This window comes from Streptomyces sp. NBC_00846, from assembly GCF_045207325.1.
Classification (GTDB): Bacteria; Actinomycetota; Actinomycetes; order Streptomycetales; family Streptomycetaceae; genus Streptomyces.
This window is the reverse complement of sequence record NZ_CP108846.1, coordinates 3,831,525-3,854,127: the sequence shown is the minus strand read 5'-3', so window position 1 is coordinate 3,854,127 and position 22,603 is coordinate 3,831,525. Positions and strand designations below refer to the sequence as shown.

At 67.5% G+C, this 22,603-nt stretch carries 19 protein-coding genes, 1 tRNA gene and 1 pseudogene; 16 read left to right on the top strand and 5 right to left on the bottom strand.

What is annotated here, in order from left to right:
* The first annotated feature begins 105 nt into the window (after window positions 1-105).
* The 3 genes from OG936_RS17710 to OG936_RS17700 all read left to right on the top strand — a co-directional run bounded on the left by OG936_RS17710 (window position 106) and on the right by OG936_RS17700 (window position 2,346).
* On the top strand, window positions 106-1,230 hold the full coding sequence (locus OG936_RS17710; protein WP_406495848.1) for a radical SAM protein: 1,125 nt from the start codon (window positions 106-108) through the stop codon (window positions 1,228-1,230).
* Window positions 1,227-1,391 (top strand): hypothetical protein, encoded by a 165-nt coding sequence (locus OG936_RS17705; RefSeq protein WP_406495846.1) that lies wholly within the window; start codon window positions 1,227-1,229, stop codon window positions 1,389-1,391. The genes OG936_RS17710 and OG936_RS17705 overlap by 4 nt, the downstream gene beginning before the upstream one ends.
* A gap of 88 nt (window positions 1,392-1,479) precedes the next feature.
* Window positions 1,480-2,346, top strand: a complete 867-nt coding sequence (locus OG936_RS17700) for a GNAT family N-acetyltransferase (RefSeq protein WP_406495844.1) — start codon at window positions 1,480-1,482, stop codon at window positions 2,344-2,346.
* Between the two features lie 144 nt (window positions 2,347-2,490).
* On the opposite strand, the gene OG936_RS17695 is transcribed toward OG936_RS17700, so the two are convergent.
* On the bottom strand, window positions 2,491-2,757 hold the full coding sequence (locus OG936_RS17695) for a hypothetical protein (protein ID WP_406495843.1): 267 nt from the start codon (window positions 2,755-2,757) through the stop codon (window positions 2,491-2,493).
* A gap of 107 nt (window positions 2,758-2,864) precedes the next feature.
* On the opposite strand from OG936_RS17695, the gene OG936_RS17690 reads away from it, so the two are divergent.
* Complete coding sequence (locus OG936_RS17690) at window positions 2,865-3,905, top strand: hypothetical protein (RefSeq protein ID WP_406495842.1); 1,041 nt, start codon at window positions 2,865-2,867, stop codon at window positions 3,903-3,905.
* Window positions 3,906-5,015: 1,110 nt separating this feature from the next.
* Here OG936_RS17690 and OG936_RS17685 read toward each other — a convergent pair.
* On the bottom strand, window positions 5,016-5,459 hold the full coding sequence (locus OG936_RS17685; RefSeq protein WP_406495840.1) for a GntR family transcriptional regulator: 444 nt from the start codon (window positions 5,457-5,459) through the stop codon (window positions 5,016-5,018).
* Between the two features lie 159 nt (window positions 5,460-5,618).
* On the opposite strand from OG936_RS17685, the gene OG936_RS17680 reads away from it, so the two are divergent.
* The 8 genes and pseudogenes from OG936_RS17680 (at window position 5,619) to OG936_RS17645 (ending at window position 14,107) form a co-directional block, all read left to right on the top strand.
* A complete protein-coding gene (locus OG936_RS17680) occupies window positions 5,619-6,005 on the top strand; it encodes a hypothetical protein (RefSeq protein ID WP_406495839.1) in 387 nt (128 codons plus the stop codon).
* A 164-nt stretch (window positions 6,006-6,169) separates the two neighbouring features.
* The gene (locus OG936_RS17675) at window positions 6,170-7,582 is read left to right on the top strand and encodes a cell division protein FtsK (protein ID WP_406495837.1); all 1,413 of its coding nucleotides are present in this window, start codon (window positions 6,170-6,172) and stop codon (window positions 7,580-7,582) included.
* A 33-nt stretch (window positions 7,583-7,615) separates the two neighbouring features.
* Window positions 7,616-7,768: a hypothetical protein gene (locus OG936_RS17670; RefSeq protein ID WP_406495836.1), complete on the top strand. Its 153-nt coding sequence runs from the start codon at window positions 7,616-7,618 to the stop codon at window positions 7,766-7,768.
* 46 nt (window positions 7,769-7,814) lie between these two features.
* Window positions 7,815-8,576 carry a DUF2637 domain-containing protein gene (locus OG936_RS17665; protein WP_406495835.1) on the top strand — a complete coding sequence of 254 codons (762 nt, stop codon included), beginning with the start codon at window positions 7,815-7,817 and terminating at the stop codon, window positions 8,574-8,576.
* Window positions 8,577-8,702: 126 nt separating this feature from the next.
* Window positions 8,703-10,098, top strand: a pseudogene (locus tag OG936_RS17660) (replication initiator).
* Complete coding sequence (locus tag OG936_RS17655) at window positions 10,095-10,292, top strand: helix-turn-helix transcriptional regulator (protein WP_406495833.1); 198 nt, start codon at window positions 10,095-10,097, stop codon at window positions 10,290-10,292. The pseudogene OG936_RS17660 and the gene OG936_RS17655 overlap by 4 nt, the downstream one beginning before the upstream one ends.
* Window positions 10,286-11,689 carry a tyrosine-type recombinase/integrase gene (locus tag OG936_RS17650; RefSeq protein WP_406495832.1) on the top strand — a complete coding sequence of 468 codons (1,404 nt, stop codon included), beginning with the start codon at window positions 10,286-10,288 and terminating at the stop codon, window positions 11,687-11,689. Before OG936_RS17655 ends, OG936_RS17650 begins: the two co-directional genes overlap by 7 nt.
* A 180-nt stretch (window positions 11,690-11,869) precedes the next feature.
* Window positions 11,870-14,107, top strand: coding sequence for a restriction endonuclease (locus tag OG936_RS17645; RefSeq protein WP_406495830.1), 2,238 nt, complete (start codon window positions 11,870-11,872; stop codon window positions 14,105-14,107).
* A gap of 210 nt (window positions 14,108-14,317) precedes the next feature.
* Here the strand turns inward: OG936_RS17645 and OG936_RS17640 are convergent.
* Window positions 14,318-14,407, bottom strand: a tRNA-Ser gene (locus OG936_RS17640).
* 50 nt (window positions 14,408-14,457) lie between these two features.
* Complete coding sequence (locus tag OG936_RS17635) at window positions 14,458-15,975, bottom strand: S1C family serine protease (RefSeq protein WP_406495829.1); 1,518 nt, start codon at window positions 15,973-15,975, stop codon at window positions 14,458-14,460.
* 219 nt (window positions 15,976-16,194) lie between these two features.
* Here OG936_RS17635 and OG936_RS17630 point away from each other — a divergent pair, with 219 nt between their 5' ends.
* The 3 genes from OG936_RS17630 to OG936_RS17620 all read left to right on the top strand — a co-directional run bounded on the left by OG936_RS17630 (window position 16,195) and on the right by OG936_RS17620 (window position 19,090).
* Window positions 16,195-17,028, top strand: a complete 834-nt coding sequence (locus OG936_RS17630; RefSeq protein WP_406495827.1) for a glycerophosphodiester phosphodiesterase — start codon at window positions 16,195-16,197, stop codon at window positions 17,026-17,028.
* Between the two features lie 53 nt (window positions 17,029-17,081).
* Window positions 17,082-17,687 (top strand): ATP-binding protein, encoded by a 606-nt coding sequence (locus OG936_RS17625; protein ID WP_383751815.1) that lies wholly within the window; start codon window positions 17,082-17,084, stop codon window positions 17,685-17,687.
* Between the two features lie 437 nt (window positions 17,688-18,124).
* Entirely contained in the window at window positions 18,125-19,090 is a 966-nt protein-coding gene (locus tag OG936_RS17620) for a DUF5926 family protein (RefSeq protein ID WP_406495826.1), read from the top strand.
* A gap of 761 nt (window positions 19,091-19,851) precedes the next feature.
* Here the strand turns inward: OG936_RS17620 and OG936_RS17615 are convergent.
* Window positions 19,852-20,580 carry a bifunctional DNA primase/polymerase gene (locus tag OG936_RS17615; protein ID WP_406495824.1) on the bottom strand — a complete coding sequence of 243 codons (729 nt, stop codon included), beginning with the start codon at window positions 20,578-20,580 and terminating at the stop codon, window positions 19,852-19,854.
* Window positions 20,581-21,201: 621 nt separating this feature from the next.
* Between OG936_RS17615 and OG936_RS17610 the strand changes: the two genes are divergently transcribed.
* On the top strand, window positions 21,202-22,572 hold the full coding sequence (locus OG936_RS17610) for a PP2C family protein-serine/threonine phosphatase (RefSeq protein ID WP_406495822.1): 1,371 nt from the start codon (window positions 21,202-21,204) through the stop codon (window positions 22,570-22,572).
* Window positions 22,573-22,603: the final 31 nt, after the last annotated feature.

The following is a 22,603-nucleotide window of genomic DNA, read 5'->3' as shown; positions in this document are numbered from 1 at the left end:
AAAGAACTGCGGCACCTGTAACGGCCTGGGCGAGATCCACTGCCGCGCCTGCCGCCAGGAGTCCCGTGTGCTGTCCCGCTCCGTGATCCGAAAGGAAGGCCACCGATGGCCCACGCGCTGATCGCCTCCCCGTTCCTCGACGGACACCTTCTCCTCAAGCCGGGAGCACGGGCAGGCGCGCGAATCTCCGCCGACCACTTCGAGGGCCTGCGTCAGGCCGGCGTCGACGGTGAGTCGCTTCCCGCCTGGGCGGTGCAGACCGCCGCCGATGTGTGGGGCCTGGACCTGGGTGGCCGGACCGCGCACGGCACGGTGCTGGTGCGCGAGCCGTCTTCGTACGGCTACTGCCGGGCGTCCTGGGAGATCAACCTCGGCTGCAACTTCGGCTGCAAGCACTGCTACCTCGGCGAGCGGCCCTTCTCCGGCCTCGGCTGGGAGGACAAGGTGCGGCTGCTGGACATCATGCGCGAGGCCGGTGTCCTCTGGCTCCAGATCACCGGCGGCGAGCCCACCATGGACCCGGACTTCCAGGGTGCTTACCGGTACGCCTGGCAGGCCGGGATGATGCTCACCATCTCCACCAACGGCTCGCTGCTCTGGCGGCCGGACCTCCTCAAGCTCTTCCGGGACTGCCCGCCCTACCGGCTGGTGGTCAGCATGTACGGGGCGAGCGAGGAGTCCTTCGACACGCTCACCCAGCGCCGCGGGGCGTGGAAGGCGTTCCGGCGCGGCATCGACGCCGCCCGCGAAGCGGGTCTTCCTCTGCGCATCAACGTCGTGGTGACCGAGGACAACGCCTCCGAGGCCGACGAGATGGCCGCCCTCGCCGACGAGTGGAACGTCGAGAACCACGCGTACACGAACATGACACCCACGATCTACGGCGGCGGAGAGCCGCTGCTCGCCCAGTCCGCCGCCCACCTGCGACAGCGCAAGCCGTTCGCCGGCTGCAACGCGGGACACACCTTCTTCCACGCCGACCCCCACGCCAAGGTCTCGATCTGCAAGGTCGGCCGCGACGACCAGATCGACCTCATGGCCGAAGGCATCGACGGCCTCACCCGGCTCGGCGCCATCGCCGACCGCCTCATGCTTCGCACCGGTGGGTGCGAGGGCTGCGCCCTGTCCGGCACCTGTCGGGTCTGCCGCCCCCTGGCCAAGCACTACCAGGAGGCGAAGGCGCCGCTGCACAGCTACTGCCAGCACGGAGACAAGGAGCACGCCTCATGACCCCGCCCGTACCGGTGACCATCCTGCCCGGCCCGCCGGCCTCGGCCCGCCGCGCGGCCCCGCCCGTCGCGACCGCGTCGATCACCCCCGTCCAGGACCTCGACGTGATCGTGGAGAGCGCGGAGTGCTCCTGCGACGCCGGCGACGACAACCCCCACTGACCGACACGATCCGGTCAACTCCGTTCAGGCCCCGGCGTACTCGCGTCGGGGCCTGAGCCCTGCCCGTCCCACCGCTAGGGTGCCGCTCATGTTCTTCCGCTGGGACTGGCTCCGGCCCGTATTGACCGCGCCTATCGTGCCGACCCTCGGGCCCGTCCACCCCGATGCCCTGACCGTCAGCATGTTCGAGGACATCCTGCGAGCGGCCGACACCGGGGACTTCCTGCCCTACGACAAGGACCGGCGTTGGGGAGGTGAGAAGGACGAGAAAGTCCTCCGCGAGGACGTGGTTCACCAGCCCGAGCACACTCTCATTCCCACGCTGACCAGGCGCGGACGCGGCACTGTGAAGGTCTTCGCCTACGGGCTCCGCGACAGTGTCGTGGAGGAGGCCGCCGAGCTGGCCGCGAAGCTCGCCGCCACGCTCGACGTGGTCAACGCCCGAGTCATACGCCCCCTCGGTCCCGAGTCCGCACACCCGCACGGCACCCGCATCCATCTGAAGGACTTCACCACCGGCCCCTGCCCCGACCCCGACGGCCCGGTCCGGCCCGTCACCGACTGGCCCGCCTCCGTGCAGGAGACCTTCGCCCCCTTCGCCGAAGCCATGGCCGTCGATGGCCTGGCCTTCCTCCACGCCCGGATGCAGGCTGGCCGGTGCGGCCCGGTGCTCGCCAGCGCCGTCGAGGACCGCATCGTGGGCGCGATCGGCCCCATGGAGATCCGACCCGACGCCATCGGACGCCCCCAGCTCCTCCCCCAGTACTTCGCCGTCCTGCCCGAAACCCGGGGCCAGGGCCTCGGACGCGTCCTGTGGCGGGCCGCCATGCACTGGGGCCAGAGCCACGGCGCCGCCTACCAGCTCCTCCAGACCAAGGTCAACGGCCCCTCAGACCGGCTGTGTCAGGCCGAAGGACTCACCTCCCTCGGCTTCACGCACACCACGTCCGCATAGCTCCGGGCCGCGCCACCCTCTCTGGTCGGCGAGAAGGAGGCGCTCTGATGGCGAAGCAGCAGAAGCGAGCCTCGGACCGGTTCACGGTCCCAGGCTCGCTCGTTTGCTGTGGTGGTGAGAACACACCGTTTGTGCGCCGGGAATCTACCTCCTGGCGATGGCGAGGAAGGCGGCGATCGCACCCGCGATCGTGACGACAAGAGTCACGCCGACGACCGCGACTGTGAGCGGGGTCGCGAGCGAAGGATGCGCGATAGTCACGTAGAGCAGGCCGGCTCCGATGATGAGGATGACGAGGACGAAGAGCAGGATCAGGAGAGAGAGCAAGGCCGCGGCAACCGGGCCCGCGGAAGCCGGGTAGGACTGCTGGGGCTGGGCGGAAGGCGTCTGGGTGGAGCTGCTGTTGGTCATGGCACGAGCGTCGTCGCAATCGCCAAAAATTCCTGCCCCACAAAATCAGGGGTGTTCTACGGACGACCCCGACGGTGCGGAACGCGGGCTTGCGAGATAGTGGCCGTATGGCATTCGGGATGCGGTTCGGTGAGATCGAGATGGACCTCACCGAGACCGGCGTCACCCTGCGGAATCTCTACGGGTGGCCGGGCTGGGTGGTAGAGGTCGACATCGACTGGCCGACCTGGAGCGCGCGCACCGTCCGGGACGTCCCGCCCCCTCGAACCCGGAGCAACGCCCGGCGACCGACCGACGACCCCGAACTGGTCCGGCGCATAAGAAGGGCAGCTGAGGCAGCCAAGGAAGTCCCCCGCAGCTCGATTTGGGTGGTCTCCCTGGCTCTTCCCACGCCGCACAAGAAGAAGACGGACGGCGTGCAGCTGCGAGCCGCCACCATCGCCACGATGTACAACTACGCGCTCAAGCTCGGACTCTCCCCGAAGCGCGCCATCTCGGAGGTCTACGACCTCCCTCTGGTAGAAGCCGGGAGTGAGCGCGCGCAGCCCTCCCGCAAATTCGAGCGCTGGATCAAGCAGGCCCGTAAGACCATCAACCCAGAAACCGGCAGGCCGTACCTCCAGCCCTACATCGGCGAGCTTCACGCCCCCAGGCTGTGGCCGATCGGCCGCGGACACCCACTGGAGCCGCGCCGCGCACAGCCAGCAATTCCCGAGCCCGTCCGCGAGGGACCGTATGCCGGGCACGTCCTGACCGTGAGGGTATCGAGAACGGCGCCGCCGGACTGGGCAGCCCAAGAAGCCCGGGAACGAGGATCCCGGATGATCGGACCTGACCTGGTCATCGAGGGGTCCTGGTCCAACGGCGAGGAATCGCCGCCACTTCCCGTGCTGCGGGGCGTCAGCCCGAGAGAGACCCCCCGCCGGGTTCTGAGCCTGGTCAAGGAGCTGGAGGGGCGCTATCCCGGGGCGAAGGTCACGGCCACGGTCAGCGCCCAGGCGATGGGACAGCCCCCGGAGCGGACTGCTCGCGGCGTCGAACCGGGCCCCAGTCGCACCCCGGAAGGTTCTGCGGAAGGCCGCGCTCGACTGCACCGGAGGACCGCTACTGCCCGGCGTGTGCCACGAAGCGCAAGCCCCTACAGCTGACCCGTGCTGTTGGCGACCTCAGCCACAGAAAGTCAGCCACGACGGCGGGTGCGCCGAACAAGCACCCGCCACGTGTGTCTCCAGCAACCACCCCCGGCCCCAGCCACGCTTCCCCAACCCGTCACGGTCTCGGCCACGTTGCAGCCTGAGCGCTGCCATCAGCCCCGCCTGAGGGATGGTCAGGAGGCCAGCCACCGGGAACGGCTGGTTGAACGGCAATCCGCAGTGACCGATGCGAACTTGGAGAGCGCCCTGCTCCTGCTGGCCGTGCTCACCGTGGGGCAGCTGTCGGGATTCCTCGCGGTTCCGGCTGCCCGCTTCTCGGGCTTTTGCGGCGCGAGCGGGCGGGGGCCGTCGCGGGCGGTGGCGGAGACAAGGAGCCGGCGGCGGCCTGGGGCCGCCGCGCCGCGCGGCCCGCGCCAGCGGGCCGCCTTGATCCAGTAAAGAAACTTTGGACAGCTCACCCATCCGACGGCCTCGGCCGGTAGAGAGTGGAACGTTTCGCTACGGTCTGCTCTCGGGATCGCCAGAATCTATCCACAGGCTCCCGGCTGTCTGATGTTCCTGCTGGAAGTTGTCCACAGGAATGCAGCCGAGCGGGGCCGCTGGAGAGGTGCGGGAATGCGCGTTCTGAAGGGGTGTCCGCTTTCGCTGATTGCGTGCGGCTCGCACCGGAGGCTCCGAGGCCTATGCATACAGAGAACGAGAACCGTGACCCACGCCACATGCATCCGCGGTCATGCGGGATCCGATTGCGGGACCTTCACAGCGACTGACGGCTTCCCGGGAGGCGGAATCACTCTGCGACACTGCCGCCCGCGTGACGGGACGCGGCAAGGGAATTTGGCAACCCGTCCCGCCCGGCGGTTCGCGGGGTTGTGGCCAGATGCCCGATCCCAGCAGGCTTCCAGAGAAGGGGCCGGGTGGTGCACGCGCGCTTCATCAAGGCGGGCCACCGAGAGGCTCTGCGGGACGGAACGAATGAACGGCGCGGCGATGGGCGGGGAACAGTGAACGAGTCGGAAATATCGGCGCTGGACGCGGACGTGACACTCCTCGCGACCGAAGTGGCCGACGTCGCCGCACTCATGCGACAAGTGACGCGCGAAATTAAGCGTCTTCGCCAAGCGTTTGATCTTTCAGCCACTGAATGAGTTCAAGCGCTTCGACAAGCGTTTCACGCATGGAAGCGACGTCACGGCGGAGGTCTGCGACCTCTTCAGAGAGACGGACATACCGCGCATCGGCGGCTGAACCGGCAGTGCCGCCAGCCAGGGAGGTACCCGCTGCCCCCTCCGCAGCCGCATCGGGCTCAGGGGCGGGGCGGCGAATGAAGCTGCCTCGCCCCTGGACGCTGTAGATCAACCCTTCGTTCTTGAGCAGCCGGAACGCGTTCTGCACCGTGGCGCTGGCGAGTCCGAACTTCTCTTGCAGCTCCCGCGAGGACGGCACCTTGTCGCCAGGCCCCAGCTCGCCGCTCTGGATCTGGCGCCGCAGATAGTCGGCCACCTGGACATAGGGCGGGCGGGAGTCGTCTTCGAGGGGCAGCGTCATACCCGCAGGATACGGCCGTAGCCTCTGCCATACCCATGGAACGCATGGATAGCAGCACCCCTCCAACGCATAGGTGTTGCAGCACACCCAGGCGTTGTGGTTACCTCTGGGTGTGGCCGGATCACTGGTCACGGACCCGACTGAAAGGGCTTATTCGCCATGGCCAGGACCGTTATCCGTGTACATCTGCTCCCCACCACGAACGTCATGACCGGCACGCCGGCAGTGCCGAAGTGGAAGGACCAGGAGAACGGCGTCCGCGCGGTGGACTTCGAGACCGGTGCGCCGCTGTGCACCCTGACGCTCTTCGTGATGGAGGGCGAGCGCGCTGAGGCGCTGAAGGTGACCGTTCCGCAGACCGGCCTGCCCAACGGTCTGCCCCCGGGCCGGTTCGTCCGCCCGGTGGACCTCTTCGCGAGCCCGTGGGCACGGATCTTCAACGACCAGCTTCAGGAGGGCGTGGCCTACCGCTGCGCGGCACTGGAACTGGTCGACACCCCTGCCATGCCGCAGGAGACGACCGGGCCCGAGAGTGCTGCGGCGTGACGACGCTCCCCGCGCGCCGGGGTGTGTCCCGGATAGCGACCGCCATCCGCTCGTGATCTTCGGCTACGAGGCGGCCGCCGTTCTGGGGCGCTGCGCCCCCTGCCCTTGCCTTTCCCCACGCGTCTGGTTCGGCGTGATTTCTTGAACGGAACGAAGGAAGACCGGTGTACGAACTCAACGAAGCTTTCGGCTGGCTCCGTGCAGCGGTGTGGCTCGGGCTCGGGCTGCTCGCCCTGTGGGCCGTAGCCTGGGTGATCCGCTACCTGCGGGCGTCGCCGATGAAGCGGATCAGCATCCGGCAGGCGATACGGATCCGTTGGGGCTGGAAGCGGCTGGCGCGGATGTGCGGGCTGTCGGTCACAGACAAGATGCCGACCGCCCTGGTCGCGCTCGCGACCTCGGACGGCAAGGAACCCAAGCCCCGCGTCCTGGTCCCGGCTCTGAAGGTCACCCCGGACGCCTTCGGGGTGATGGCGGGGGCGACCTGCTTGCCGAAGGTGGGTCTGGCGGAGTTCCAGAAGGCCGCTCCCTATCTGGCGGATGCCTGGCGCATGGCCCGCGTGTCCGTGTTGCCGGGTGACAAGCCCGGACAGGTCACGCTGCGCGGGGTGCGGGTGGATCCGCTGCTCACACCGACCGTTCACGAGCCCAACGGCCGCCCGCCGGAGGAGTACGCCGTGTGGGAGCTGGGGGTGGACGAGTTCGGCTTGCCCGTGGTCGTGCCCCTGAAGGAGGTTCCCGGGGTGGCCATGGGCGGGTTGCCGGGCTTCGGGAAGACGTCATGCGTGAACCGGCTGGTGTGTGACTGGGCGCCCTCGCCGGCCATCCAGTTCGTCTTCTTCGACGGAAAGGTCTCCCACGCCTACGAGGGCGACTACGCCGACCTCGTGCAGCGCGCGTTCGAGTTCTGCGGGGACGATCTGGAGGAGGCAAACAAGAAGCTGAAGGAACTGGTGCAGCTGCGCCGCGCCCGCTCCGCGTCCATCCGCCGCGTGCTGGGCGTGAAGAACATGTGGCACGTCGGTCCCTCGGCGGACTGGCCGCTGGTCGTCGTCGTCATCGACGAGGCCCACACCTACTTCCGCGACCACAAGGGCTCCGACCCGGCCACCAAGAGGCTGGCCGCACTCGCGGCGGAGAACGCCCACCTGGTGGAGGACCTGGTGAAGAAGGGCCGTTCGGTCGGCTTCCTGACCTTCCTGACCACGCAGAAGACCACCGGAGACGCGATCCCCACCTTCATCCGCGACGTGTGCCCGGTCGGGCTGTCTTTCGCGCAGAAGACCGCCGACGCCGCCGTGGCCGCGCTCGGCGATGACATCCGCGAGTGGCCCGACGCCAGCCCGGTCACCCTCCAGGACCCTGCCTACGTCGGCGTCGCGGTCATGTCCCAGCACGGGCGTCCCGGCTTCATCCGCATCCGCACCCCCTACGTGTCCGACGAGGACGCCGCCCGCGTCGCCGAACAGACCACCCACCTCGTTCGCCACCCGGCCCAGCTCTTGGAATACCTGCTCCACCGCACAGGAGTGGACCTCAACAAGGAGAACCCCGAGCCCTCGGCGGAAGCGGCCTGAATGCGCCCCTCCATGCGGATCTACATCCGTCACATGCGTAAGGCCATCACCGCCGGAGACCTCGACCGCGCCGCGCGGATAGGCATCGCCGCGTACCGCATGGCCAACACCCACGAACGCCGTGTCCTGCAGACCTACCTCGGTCCGAACGTCGCCCACAGGGGCGGACTCGTCCCCGAGAGCTGACCCACCGGCCCGGCTCCAACCTCCCCGGAAGGAGGTGAAACCCCTCATGTCAGAAGACCGGATCACTCAGCACACCGTGACCGTGGTCATGGCGGTCATCGCCCTGCTGGCCTTCGTGTTCTCCTTCGGCAACGTCTGGAACCTGGCCCTGCGCCTGGGCATCCCCGACCCAATCGCACCCCTGATCGCTCCGATGGTGGACCTGTCCGTCCTCGGCCTCCTGGTCGCCCTGCGGTACCTGTCCCTGCGCGGCGTCCCCGCCGACGACCTCAAGGCTGCCAACCGGCTGATGCACACCTCCGGCTTCTTCACCCTCGCCCTCAACATCGCCGAGCCCGTCATTGCCGGGCACTACGGCCGCGCCTGCGTCGACTCCGTGGCACCGCTGCTCCTCCTCGGCTGGGGTGCCGTCGGCCCCGAGCTCCTGCGCCACTTCCACGCCGTCACCACCGCGGACCCCGCCACCGCACCGGCTGTGCTCCCGGCCCCGGCTCCCGTGGTCGACTCGGCGTCGAACCCGGAATCCGTACCGAAGGACGCTCCAGCCGGCGTCGGAGCCGCCCTCATCCCGGAGCCTGCTCCTGAACCGGTTGCCGTGTCCGAACCTGCGGCGCCCCCGGCCCCCGCTCATGTCGCTGTGCCGCATCCGGCCGTCAAGGTGGCCCCGGCTCTGCTGGACGCCGCCCGCGAGATCGCCGACGCCCACCGCGCCGCTACCGGCCAGCCCATCACGCTGCCGCAACTCAAGGCCCGTCTCGGCGTCAGCCTCCCCCTGGCCACCGCCGCATACGCGGCACTGACGGCCTGACCCTCCGCCGGCCTTCCGGCATCTCCTCCTGGCCTCCTGGGCCTGACCCGTCATGCCCTCGGGCAGCACCTGGCTCCGTCTCGGTGCTGCCCGGGGCCTCCATCAGCGGAAAGGATCCCCCTGCCGATGCCCCGCGACCTCGACCTGCGGCACGTGATCAGCCCCGCTGTCCGGGACCTGATCGAACTGGCCAACCTCGGCGACTTCGACCGCACCCGCGAGCAGATCACCCGCCTGCGCGGCTGCACCCGCCCGATCAACCTCGTCGGCCACACCACCACCCGCGACCACACCACCGGCGAAACGATCCGCTCGTACTCCACCAGCGACGAGCCCACCGGACGTCTCCTGACCACCTGCGGCAACCGTCGCGCCTCCCGCTGCCCCACCTGCTCCCGACTCTACGCCGCCGACATCTACCACCTCATCCGCGCCGGACTCTCCGGCGGCAAGAACGTCCCCGAAACCATCCGCACCCACCCCAGGATCTTCCTGACCCTCACCGCGCCCTCCTTTGGCCCTGTCCACAACCGACCCACCACCAAGGACGGCAAGCCCCAGCCCTGCCGCTGCGGCGCCCGACACCCCGACAGCGCCCCCGAACTCGGCACCCCTCTGAGCCCGAAGACGGACGACTACACCGGCGCCGTGCTCTGGAACGCGCACGCAAGCGCTCTTTGGGCACGCTTCACCCTCAACCTCCGCCGCACCCTCGCCGCGAACTTCGGCATCACGCAAAAAGACATGAATGCAGCCCTGCGGATCTCCTTCGCGAAGGTCGCCGAGTACCAGCAGCGCGGCCTGGCCCACTTCCACGCCGTCATCCGCTTCGACGGCCCTGACGGCCACACCAGCCCCCCGCCGGCCTGGGCCAGCACAGACCACCTCCTCCGCGCGATCAAGCCCGCGCTGAAGCGGACCACCCTGACCGTTGTCTCCGACACCGTGGGGGACCGCGAAATCGGCTGGGGCAAGAGGTTCAAGGTGGACGAGATCACCGCGCTCAGCGACGGCGAACCGTTCGCTGGTCTGCCAGACCTGCTCCGGCCGTGGCACGGTCGGCGGCCGAATCCGGGAGTCGTGCCTCGACTGCGAAGGCACCCATCAGGCCGAACCTCTGCGGAACCTGCCCGTCCACCAGCACGTGCGGCAGATGATCCGCACCGCCTGGGACCTCGGTGGCCTGCCCGAGTTCGCGGACCTCAAGCTCATAAAGTGGGCCCACATGCTCGGCTTCCGCGGCCACTTCTCCACCAAGTCCCGCGCCTACTCCACCACCCTCGGCGCCCTCCGCGACGTCCGCCGCGCCTGGCGCCTCGCCCAGGCCGACGCTGCCCGCGTCCGCGCCGGCCACCCCGTACCCGCCCCGGACACCGTGCTCGTCACCGAGTCCTCCTGGGCCTACCTCTTCTCCGGCTACCGCCCTGGCGAAGAACTCCTCGCCAATCAGACCCGCCACGACATCAACCAGGCCCGCGACGACAAGGGACGCGCCAAGACCGAAGGGGAGGTCTGGCAGTGACCACCGCACCGACCACCCGCATGCTGACCCTCGTAGAGGCGCTGACCGAGCTGCGCATGTCGCGGGCCGCCTTCTACCGGCTCCGCGCTCGTGGAAACGCGCCCCGCTGCCTCAAGCTCCCCAACGGGCAGATCCGTATCCGCCGGGCCGACCTCGACGCCTGGTTCGAGGGCTGCGAGGTGCCGACGTGCTGACGTACGACGTAAAGATCTGGGGCATCCGCAAGCGCCCCAACCGCGCCGCCACCTACCAGCTCCGGTGGCGGGTCGGCGTCCAGCCGTTCTCCAAGAGCTACAAGCTCAAGGCCCAGGCCGACGGCCGCCGCGCCGAACTCCTCACCGCGCTGCGCAACCGCGAGCAGTTCGACACCGAGACTGGCCTGCCGGCCTCGGAGGTGCTGGCGGCCCAGTCCCCGACTTGGTTCGCCCACGCCCGGGAGTACGTAGTAATGAAGTGGCCGAACGCCTCAGCCAAGCACCGTGCGAGCATCGCGGACGCCCTGGCCACCGTCACCCCTCGCCTCGTCAAGGACAACCGCGGTGCCCCCGACCCCCGGGTCCTCCGCGCCGCGCTCTACTCCTGGGCCTTCCGCCTCGTCCTCGACCAGGACGGCGACTTCGTGGCCCGCGTGGACGCCGAGGGAGCACCGGAACCCATCGTGGCGGCCCTCGACTGGATCGGACGCAAGTCCATAGACATCTCAGCCTTGAACACACCGGCTGTCGTACGCTCCGCCCTGGATGCGCTGGCCCGCAAGGTGGACGGCACCGCTGCTGCGGACAACACGGTGAACCGCAAGGTCCCTGTGTTCAGCAACTTCCTGCGCTACGCAGTCGAGTTGTCACGCCTGCCGTCGCTGCCCCTGACCAAGGTGGACTGGACGCCACCCGAGACAGATGACGAGATCGACTTCCGATACGTGCCCGGTCCGGCACTCGCCAGGAAGCTGATCGATGCGGTGGGCGCGCAGGGTGATCGCGGGAGGCACCTCAAGGCGTTCTTCGGGTGCATCTATTACGCGGCAACCCGCCCCAGTGAGGCTGTGACCCTCCGGGCGTCGGACTTCACCCTGCCTGAGGAGGGTTGGGGTCAAGTCGTCCTGTCCTCCAGCTCGGCGCGCGTCGGCTCCGGCTGGACCGACTCGGGCGAGTCATACGACTCCCGCGGCCTCAAGAAGCGTGCCCGGAAGGCCACCCGCGAGGTACCGATCCCACCAGTCCTGGTCCGTTTGATCCAGGACCACGTCTCGGAATTCGACACGGCCGAGGACGGCCGACTCTTCCGCGCTGCTCGCGGCGGCGGCCTCCTGAGCAAGGAGTACGGCGACATCTGGAAGTCTGCTCGCCAGGTCGTCCTCACAAAGCAGGAAGTCAATACGCCACTAGCCGAGGTGCCCTATGGACTCCGCGCCGCGTGCGTCTCCCTGTGGCTGGAGTCCGGCGTCTCCCCGGCCGAAGTCGCCCGCCGGGCCGGCCACAGCATCGCCGTACTGTTCCGCTTCTACGCCAAGGCCATTCACCGCAGCCAGCAACACGCAAACCAACAGATCGAGCTAGCACTTGAAGCTGCTGAGGCAACAGCAACCAAGTAGACATGAGTAGCGGGGGCGTCCTAGGAAGGGTGCCCCCGCCGCGTATCCGGACCAACCACCAGGACACCAAGCTACCCAAATACGAAATTTAGGTAGATTTCGACCAATAGGCATAAGTCACTAACATGCACTGTGGGGAATATCGCCCACCGACGGACGAAAGCATGCTAAGAATCTCGCATGCGCGACTTCTCCGTTCTGTCTGATGTCGAGTTTGAAGAACTCGTAGGTGACTTGCTGGCCGCCGATAATCAAGTACACGTGGAAAGATTTTCACCCGGAGCCGATGGTGGGATCGACCTGCGCTGGCAGGGCGACGGGACGCATGTCGCCCAGTGCAAGCATTACAAAAACTCCACATTCTCTCAGTTGCTAGCATCGGCACGTAAGGAAATTCCAAAAGTTGAACGAATCAATCCGGCAAGATACTACATCGCAACCTCATTCGATCTCTCCGTAGCACAGAAAGGGAAAATCTACGATCTTTTTACACCCTGGATGCGAGGGCCTGGCGACGTATTTGGATTCCGAGATATCGACGCCATGCTGACACGTCACTCAAGCGTTGAAAGGCGCCACCCGAAACTCTGGGTGACAACAGGAACGGAGCTCTTTTGGCACCTCCACTCGGACATCGCCAACCGCGCTGACGCCCTCAAGACTCGCATCGAAAAAATGATTCCGCGCCACGTAGTTCACCCCGCCTACGAACGCGCACGAGAACTTCTGGCACAAAATAACGTCTGCCTAGTCTCTGGACCCCCGGGGATCGGAAAGACAACTCTCGCCCAAATGCTTATGGCAGAGAATATTACCGATGGATACGAACCAATCGAGGTGTCCGCTGACATCAGCGAGGCCTGGACGTCCTTGAGCCGCGGAACCAAGCAGATATTCTTGTACGACGACTTCCTGGGGCAGATCTCCTTCTCCGAGCGATTGTCAAAGAACGAAGACAAGCGCATATCTGACCTGATCCAGCGCATATCAGGATCTACCAACAAGAAGCTCGTGATGACTACGCGCGAATATATCTTGCGCGATGCGAAGCGGGCGTATGAAAGACTGACAGAACTCGATAACAGATACCAATTCGTGCTCGAACTGGACTCATACCGCAGAAGCGACCGGGCCCGGATTCTCTACAACCACCTCTGGAATTCAGATGTGGCCATCGAGTGTCTCCGAGAGATAGCGAGGGGCGGATACAAGAAAATTGTCGATCATCCTAGCTATAGCCCGCGCGTCATCGAGTACTGCACGGGCGTAGGCTTCGACACGCAGTCCCCCGGCTACCCGAAGCGCTTCAAGGAGACGCTCGATAATCCAGAACGGATGTGGCGCACCGCATTCGAGAGGCACCTGACTCCCGAACAGCGTTTTCTGACCATGTCGCTCAGCACCCTGCCGCGAGGGGTGGATATAAGCAAGCTCCAGGAGGCCCATAAGGAACTTTCGATGCGCATGGGCGTGGTGAGCACGGAGACAAGCTTCCGCGAGTGCCTTGAGGTCCTCGAAGGGTTTCTAATTGCAATCGAAAAAGATGGCAACGGGGCCACCCTCGTCCGACATTCCAATCCATCCGTTACAGAGTTCACTCTTCACCGCATCGCAGAAGACCGCGAGATCCTAAAGGCGATAATCGAGTCTGCAAAATTCTTTGAGCAACTCATCCGTCTATACGATCACGGTGCTGGCGACATTTTCAGACGCGGTGGAAACACCGCACTTAAGGCTGCACTGCGGAGGGACAAGGATGCCTTCACTGCGGCCATGCGCCGTACGCATGACTCGGAGTCACCTGAGGAGAATGGGATCTGGTTCTCTGAGGGTAAGGTAATGCGGGGCACAAAGGGGGCGGTCGAAAGGCGAGCGCATTTCTGGTTCCGCGTAGACAGCGAGTTCGATATTGATACCCACCAGCTGAAAATAGTTTCATCCCGGTTGGCTTCCTATTGGGAAGGGGGGCGGGGCAGCAAGGAAGATGCCGAACGTGTCTTCGACATGATTTCCACTCACTGGTCGTCAGAAGACTTTATTGACGAGCTTCATGACGCCTACCACGACTGGCTTCGATCCACCCTCGAAGATCAAGACGACTGGCGGCGATACGTAGACCACCTCGGCGGATATTGCAATTTGGACTACAAATCCAACAAGGCCCTTGCTGCCGAATTCGAAAGCCACGTCTTGAGCGAGTTGGACATGTGCGCAGCACACGAGCTCGACCTAGATGACATGGAGTCCATGGCCGATGCTTTCGGGCTGATTGATCTTTCGCGGAAGGTAGTCATGGCAAAAGAAGAAGCAGAACGCGAACCTGATCACGATTCTTACGAGCGCTCAGAGGCATCCTTCGGTGAAGAACCGGGATCTGACGACTACATGGCAAGCCTGTTCGGCCGCCTGGACGAGTAGTCGCATTCACAGGCACTGTGAGGTAGTGATGCAGCCCATGGCCAATAGTGGGTAGCGTGCCAACGCACCGCAGTAGGCGGGATGTGGTCCACGCCTGGTCCACACACCATGATCCAAAGTGACACACGGGCGGAGCATGGTGAGACAGGACCCATGAGGAAGGGGTGCCCCTGGTTGGGACACCCCTTCTGATCAGCGCGTTCGCTGAGCTGGCGGTGGGTGTGGGATTTGAACCCACGGTGACATCGCTGCCACGACGGTTTTCAAGACCGTTCCCTTAGGCCGCTCGGGCAACCCACCTCGCGTCATCGGTCCATGGACCGGGGTTGATGCGAGAACAGCCTAGCCGGTCAGTTGTCGCCCTTGCGCTCCCCCAGGGTGACTTCGGTCGTTGCCGTCCTGCCGTCTCGCTTATAGGTCACGGTCACCCGGTCGCCGGGCTTGTGGGTCCAGATCTCGCCGATCAGGGTCGGACCACTGTCGATCACGGTGTCGTTGAACTTCGTGATGACATCGCCCGCCTGAAGGCCGGCCCTGGCCGCGGGGCCGTCCTTCGACACGGCTGACGTGCCGCCCGCGCCCTGGTCGGAGATGACCGCGCCGCCGGTCTTGTCGTCCATCATGACCGTGGCACCGATCAACGGGTAGACCGGCTGACCGGTCTTGATCAGCTGCTGGGCAACGTTCGTCGCCTGGTTGATCGGGATCGCGAAGCCGAGGCCGATGGAGCCCGCCTGGGTCTGACCGACGCTACTGCCGGCCGACTGGATGGCGGAGTTGATGCCGATGACCGCGCCGCGCGAATCGAGCAGCGGGCCGCCGGAGTTGCCCGGGTTGATCGAGGCGTCGGTCTGCAGGGCGCTCATGTACGAGTTGCTGCCACCGGAACCGTCACCGGAGGCGACCGGCCGGTTCTTGGCGCTGATGATGCCCGTGGTCACCGTGTTGGACAGACCGAAAGGGGCACCGATCGCGATCGTCGAATCGCCGACCGCGACCCGGTCGGAGTTGCCGAGGGACAGCGGGGTGAGCCCCGACGGCGGGTTCTTCAGCTTCAGAACGGCGACGTCGTAGCCCTGCGCCCGGCCGACCACCTCGGCGTCGTACTTCTTGCCGTTGGAGAACGTCGCCGTGAGCTGGCCGCTGTCCGCCGCGGAGGCCACCACGTGGTTGTTCGTGAGGATGTGGCCCTCCTTGTCGTACACGAAGCCGGTCCCCGTACCGCCCCCGCCGTCACCGCCCTGCGCATCGATGGTGACCACGCTGGGCAGCGCCTTGGCCGCCACACCCGCGACCGTGCCAGGGTCGCGCTTGAGGTCCTGCGGATCGACCGACGCCGAGACCGTGGTCGAGCCGTTGGAACCACCGTTCCGGTCGGCCGCCCAGTAGCCGAGGGCGCCGCCGATACCGCCGGCGACCAGCGCCGCCGCCGCCACCGCCGCCACCAGGGCGCCGCCCGTGCCCCGCTTGCGCGGGCCTTCCGGGGAGTGGAGCTGAGCCGGGGCACCCCAGACCGGACCGCCGCCGTCCGCACCGTGGTGCGCGTACGCGGGAACGGCGGGAGGGGGCGGGGGCCAGTTGGCTTCGGCGGCCGACTGGAACCCGGGGGGAGGGGTGGGCGCGGCCGGAAGGGGAGCCGTGTGCGCGGTCGCGTCGGCCGGTTCGCCCATCGGGGCGAACGGCTGCCGCGCGGTCGCCGCGTCCGGCGCCTCCGGGTGCGCCGGGGCGGGCGCGGGTCCCTGTGGGGACACGGGCGTGCTCCCGGGCGGCTCCTGACGAGGAGCGTCGGCCGGCACTGGAGGTACGGACGGAACGGACGGAACAACCTCGCCCGCAGTGCCCTCGTTGCCCTCGTTCTCTGTGCTCACAGCTCTTTACTCCTCGGTTCCACATCATTTTCGGCAAGAGATCCGCTGTGTACGTGTCCCGGGACAGCTTTTCCCAAGACACGTCAGGCCACTGTAAGCAGGACCTGTGCATCCGCACGCCAATCTTTACATCCGGTAAAACGGACCCCCGGCGTGAGGCACGCGGGGTCGCGGCGCGAGCTGTACCCAGCACTCCCTCCTCGGTGACACCATGACGCAGTGACCCACGCACGGCAGCAATCCACGCACCCTCCCATCCAGGTCATCGCCCACCGGGGCGCGTCCAACGACGCCCCCGAGCACACCCTGGCCGCCTACCGGAAGGCGATCGAGGACGGTGCCGATGCCCTGGAGTGTGATGTACGCCTCACAGCCGACGGTCACCTCGTCTGCGTACACGACCGCCGGGTGAACCGCACCTCCAACGGCCGCGGCGCCGTCTCCGCACTGGAGCTCTCCGAGCTCGCCGCCCTCGACTTCGGTTCCTGGAAGGACCGCGAGGAGTCGGAGTCCCCGGACTGGGACCCGGTGCCGGGGGAGCTCACGTCCGTACTCACCCTGGAACGGCTGCTCGAACTGGTCACCGAGACGCGGGCCGCCGGGCGCCCGCTCCAGCTGGCCATCGAGACCAAGCACCCCACCCGCTGGGCGGGCCAGGTCGAGGAGCGGCTGCTGCACCTGCTGAAGCGCTTCGAACTCGACGCACCGTCGGCCGACGGCCCGTCACCGGTGCGGATCATGAGCTTCTCGGCACGCTCCCTGCACCGCATCCAGGTCGCCTCCCCCACCCTGCCCACCGTCTATCTGATGCAGTTCGTCTCGCCACGTCTGCGTGACGGGCGGTTGCCGGCGGGGGCGCGGATCGCCGGTCCGGGGATGCGGATCGTACGCAGTCACCCCGGCTACATCGAGCGCCTGCACCGTGCGGGCCATCGCGCACACGTCTGGACGGTCGACGAACCTGAGGACGTGGAGCTCTGCATCGACCTCGGAGTCGAGGCCATCATCACGAACCGCCCGAAGCAGGTTCTGTCACAACTGAGACGCTCTTAACATCAGTTACACGGAGTACACCGGCGCATTCGAACCGTATTCGATCGTTACGAGTGCGTCACTGGCAGGCGATTGGCCGGTTTCCGGTCCAGCCCAGGGGGGCATCCACTCCGTGGCGTGGGGCAAAGGAGGTCTCGGGGGTGGCGTTGGTGGTGGCACAGGAAGTGCCCACGTCGTCGAGCATGGCCGTACCCCATGGTCCTGCGGGCGTGGGTCAGGCGCGGCACCGGATGCGTGAGCAATTGCGCAACTACGGGGTGCCGGATTCGGTCGTCGACGATGCTGTATTGATCCTTTCCGAACTACTCAGCAACGCCTGCCGGCACGGCAGGCCACTGGGGCGACACACCGATGTGGGTGAAGGCGACATCCGCGCCGCGTGGCGCATGGACCGAACGGGCGGGCTGACCGTCGAAGTGACGGACGGAGGCGGTCCGACCCGACCGATTCCTGCCACACCGTCGGTGACGGCGCGCGGCGGCCGCGGGCTCAACATCATCAGCGCGCTCGCCGAGGAATGGGGCGTACGCGACAGCGTTTCCGGCGAAGTCACCGTGTGGGTCCTCGTCAGCGAGGGGCACGGGCGGGTGTCGGAAGTACCGGGTGTACCGGGCCTCGACGGGCTGGGCTTCGCGGACGCCTTCGACGACGTGGGCTGACGTTCCCGCCCAGGCGCGGACACGAGAGTGTGCGACGGCTGCGGTACGAGCACGGGTACGGGAGTGTGCGACGGCTGCGGTACGAGCACGGGTACGGGAGTGTGCGACGGCTGCGGTACGAGCACGGGTACGGGAGTGTGCGACGGCTGCGGTACGAGCACGGGTACGGGAGTGTGCGACGGCTGCGGTACGAGCACGGGTACGGGAGTGTGCGACGGCTGCGGTACGCAGCACACGCACCGGCACACCCGCACCGGCACACGGATCGGTGGGCGGATCGGTGGGCGGACGTACTGGCACCCAGGCCGGCGGGCATGCACGCGGGCGTTCCGTACCTCCGCAACCGCCGGACGGGCGGGCGCATGTGCCCCGGACGCGACACGGGCCGCTAGGCTCGCGGCCCAGACCGCACTGTCGCAATCGGGAGAAAGCCCACCATGGCCAAGAAGCGCCCTCAGACCAAGGCCGGGAAGCAGCAGCTCAAGGATGGCGAGATCCCGGTGGTGGGAGCTCGCGAGCCCTGCCCGTGCGGTTCGGGCCGCCGCTACAAGGCGTGCCACGGCCGCGCCGCCGCCCAGGCCGTGACCGAGCTCGTCCACCGGCCCTTCGAGGAGCTGGCCGGTGAGTGCGACTGGGTCGCTCTGCGCGAGCTGGTGCCTGCCGCCACGGTCGAGCTGACACTGAAGGGCGGACTGCCCGAGGGCGTGCCCTCGGTGACGCTCGCGACCGTCCTCCCCATGGCATGGCCGGCGCTCCGCCGCGACGACGGTTCGGTGCTGCTCGCCCTGCAGAACGACACCCCGTCCGGTGACCTCAGCCGTGACCTCGCGGACACGCTGCAGCGGGCGCTGGTCGCCGATCCCGGTTCGCCCGTGGCCGCCCGGCGCGCACCGGCGGAAGGTCCGCGGCTGCAGGACCTGCTCGACCCCGGGGCGACGTTCGAACCCGTGGTCCACTCCGGCTTCGAGTTCTGGGTTCCGGACGCGGAGAACGCCACGCCCGAGGTGTCCGCGTCCCTGGAGCGGGCGAACGAGGCGGCGATCCCGACATCGCGACTCTCCGGCGTGGACGCCGCGTACTGGTGCGAGACTCCGGAGAAGAACCACCTGCGCTGGGTCATGCCCCACCCCGAGGAGCAGCTCCTCGACGCACTCGCCCGGCTGCATGCCGCCGGCACCTCGTCGCTGGGCGAGGGGACGCGGCTGGTCGGCTCCTTCCGGGCGCACGGGCTGATGGTCCCGGTCTGGGATCTGCCGAGTGCGATGGGGGCCGCGGAGTGCGAGAAGCCCGCGGCCGAACTCGCCGAGCGGCTGACCGCGGCGCTCGCTTCGGACGCTCCGCTCACCGCCGAGGAGCGGCGGGCCCGCGGCGGGCTCACCAACCGCCAAGTGACACTCAGCTGACAGTGACGATTCCCGGGGCCATGCGGTGATGCACGTCACAACTCCCCGCACTCGCAGGTAAATCGCTGTCCGAATACATGAGATCGAATTTGCGAACGGCAGATCTCTTGTTACCGTTCTAGAAGCCCGGTCGCTGGTGCATCCCCCGTCGCCAGCGACCGGGCATCCTCATTTCCGGATACGGCGCACAGCGCACGACGCGGCGCACGAGCCCGCGCACATCCCCCTCTCGCCGGTACGCCCCCGGGGGCCACCGAGCCTCTCCGTCCACGACCGCCGCGGCTCCACAGCACCTGCGCGCCGCCGTCAACCCGGCACGCCAGAGCCCGGATTGACGGCACACCCACCCTGCACAGCGGCCGCACACCCGGAAATGCTTCACACATAGCCTCCCGCAGAGTTATTCGAATAGGTTTTCGAGGAATCCCTCGGGGGATTCGGAAGATCCATCAGAAATCCCTGCACCGGCCCACTTTGCAGCGGCAGACTTTGTATGGGCCGAGTAAGAGAACGAGGGTGAGAGAACCGGGGCGGAGAGAGGCTCCGGAAAAGTCTCACGGCCTCATCCGCAGACACCCGTCGCCCCCATTGACCCGTGGATACCTGCCGCCACTGACGACAGGTATCGGTTCCGCGAATTCCTGATGACCTGACGGGGATATCTACGGAATATGAACGTCCCGGCCTCGCACGCCCCTTTTGTTACGGTGACTCCGGTCGACTCACACCCGAACGAGTGAGCCGACCGCGTGTCCCGCGCGTCAGTAGGCGAGCCGACTGCCGCCGTCCGGCGCTCCGTTGCTCGCCTCGACGAGCGCGTCGAGCACCGCACCCACATCCGGCAGCCACGGCGCGGCGGGCCCGAGGACGGGGACGGAGGCTCCCCGGCTCGAGCCCGGCCGGGGGCCCGCCGCGGGAGCCCGCTCCCAGCGCACCTGCCCCGCGCCCACCTCGGACGGCGGGAGAACGAGATAGCCGCCCTCGCCATGGAACCGCAGCGAACTGGGCACCCAGTCCTGGGCGTGCAGCAGTTCACCGAGCCGTTCGAGGGTGTACGGGGCGACCAGCAGCGACCACCGGGTCGGCGTCGCCACCACGGGGCCGAGCCGCGCGCCCATCCGGTCCAGCTCGGCCAGCGCCCGGGCGGCGGCCACGGCCGGCAGGCTCAGCGCGCACGGGGCACGACCGCCGGTGGCCAGCACGATCGGAGCGGTGGGGCGGTTCGTCCACCACCAGCGCACCATCCGTTCGTCGGTGGTCGCCGCGAGGAGACCGGGATCGAAGGGGTGTGCGCCGGGTACGACGCACTCAGGATCGGGACAGGCGCAGCCACGGCCGCGGTCACCGCGGCCACCGGCCGCCTCCGGTCCCACTCCGGGGAGCACGGGCCACTGCCATGCGGTGGCACAGGTCAGGACCGCGTCGAGCTGGGCGGGCCTTCCCCTGCGCCGGAGCCGGAGCCTGCGTCGCCTACCGAGGATCTCGCGCATGAGCGCTCGTTCCTTTCCGTTGAACGCCGAGGGTCCACATCACACCACGTGCACGTCACAACACGCGTTCGTCAATTCACTGTGCGTACATGCTCTTCAAATCTGCGGTACGGGTGGGTCGTCGGTACCGAGCATGGGCCGAGCCTGGTCGAGCAGGGGCGAGACGGATCCGGATACGATCATGGCGAGGAGCGGCGCACGCATCGCGCCTGTCGTCCCACGGTGCAGACCCCGCCACTCAAGGGTGGGGCGCGGCCGTCACAAGAGAGGACGTCCGGGCCCGCTGCCGGGTTCCGGGGCGATCGGAACTGCCCCTGGTCATCATCGACTACGTACCCAGCATGCCCGGAATGACGCTTCCTCCGGGACTTCACCCAGAGAACACCCCTTGTCGAGCACACCCAGTCGACCGCAAATAGCCGCCACAGGTGGCGTTTTCCGGCCAACTTGACAGTAGCTCGGACACCATAAATCCCGCAGGGACAATGCTGGACATCGCGTTACTTGTACGTGTACATGTGGATGCTACGTGTACACGTGGATGCACTGATAGCGGCGCAGAATGACATGGGGGTTTGCGATGCTATTCAACGAATCGCACGGGCGGGAAAGCCGACTGCCATGAGCGCCCCGCACCTGCCAAAAGTGGCTGGAATCGATCCCGTGGTTCCTGTTTCAGCGCACACTGCCGATTCCCTGTCCGGAGTGTCGGCCGCCCCCGGAGGCTTCATCCAGGACCGGCTCGCCGCCTGGATCTCCGATCTCACCACGCTCCACGAACTCACCGAGCGACTGGCCAGAACCAGCACGCTCGACGACGCCCTGCACGAACTGCTGGACGCCGGAGCCGCCCTGGTCGGCGCCCGTCGCGGACTGGTCGTGTTCGAACCGTCCGACCGCCGGGGCCCCGTCAGCACCATCGGCCTCGGCCTCGCCCACGCAGAGCTCGGACACCTCGAGACAGTGCCGCGCAGCGCCACCTCCTACGGCCGGATCCTGGAAGACCTCCCGAACGCTGAAAGCGCCCTGACCACCCCCGATCTGCTCGGCGACAGCAGCCTCGACCCCCACCGCCGCGAGGTCGCCGCCCGGCTCGGATACGCCGCCAGCCACGCCCTGCCGCTCACCGCCGAAGCGACCGGCAGGCTCGGTGCCGCCGTCTGGTTGTACGACGAACCCGCCAAACCGCTGGAACGCCAACGCCATCTCCTCGGCCTCTACGCCGGACACGCGGGCGAGCATCTGGCCAGGCTGCTGGAACTGGAGCGGGCCAGAGCCGATGTCGCCACCATCACGGAGGAGCTGCTGCCCACCCGGCTGCCCCGGGTCCCCGGCGTACAGCTGGCCGCCCGCCATCACACGGCACCGCAGGGCGGCGGCGACTGGTACGACGCGCTGGCACTGCCGGAAGGCGCACTCGGTCTCGCCGTGGGCTCGGTCAACGGCTCCGGGCCGAGCGCCCTGGCCGCCATGGGGCGGCTCCGCGCCGGCCTGCGGGCGTACGCCGTGATGGAGGGAGAGGATCCGGTCGCCGTGCTCTCCGACCTGGAGCTGCTGCTGCGGCTGACCGAACCCGCCCGTTCCGCGACCGCCCTGTTCGCCTACTGCGAACCCGCCCGCCGCACGATCCTGCTGGCCGGCGCCGGCCACACCCCGCCGCTCGTGATCGGTGACCGGCGCACCGAGTTCATCGAGACCTCGGTCTCCGCGCCGCTGGGCATGCTCGCCTGCTGGGAGGCGCCCAGCGTGGAGATCATCCCGGCGCCCGGCGAGACCGTACTCCTCTACACCGACGGGCTGCTGCGCCGGACCGGCGACTCGATGGACCGGGCGTTCGCACGGCTCCACTCCGCGGCGGCGCGCGTACCGAAGGCGCTGCGTGACGACGCCGGATCCGTCGCCGACCACGTACTGCGGACCGTCCTGCCCGACGGGCTCGACCAGGACGACAGCGCCGAGGACGTGGTCGTTCTGGCCGCGCGCTTCGAATGACAGCGCAACGGCCCGCCCCGGCCGACTCGTA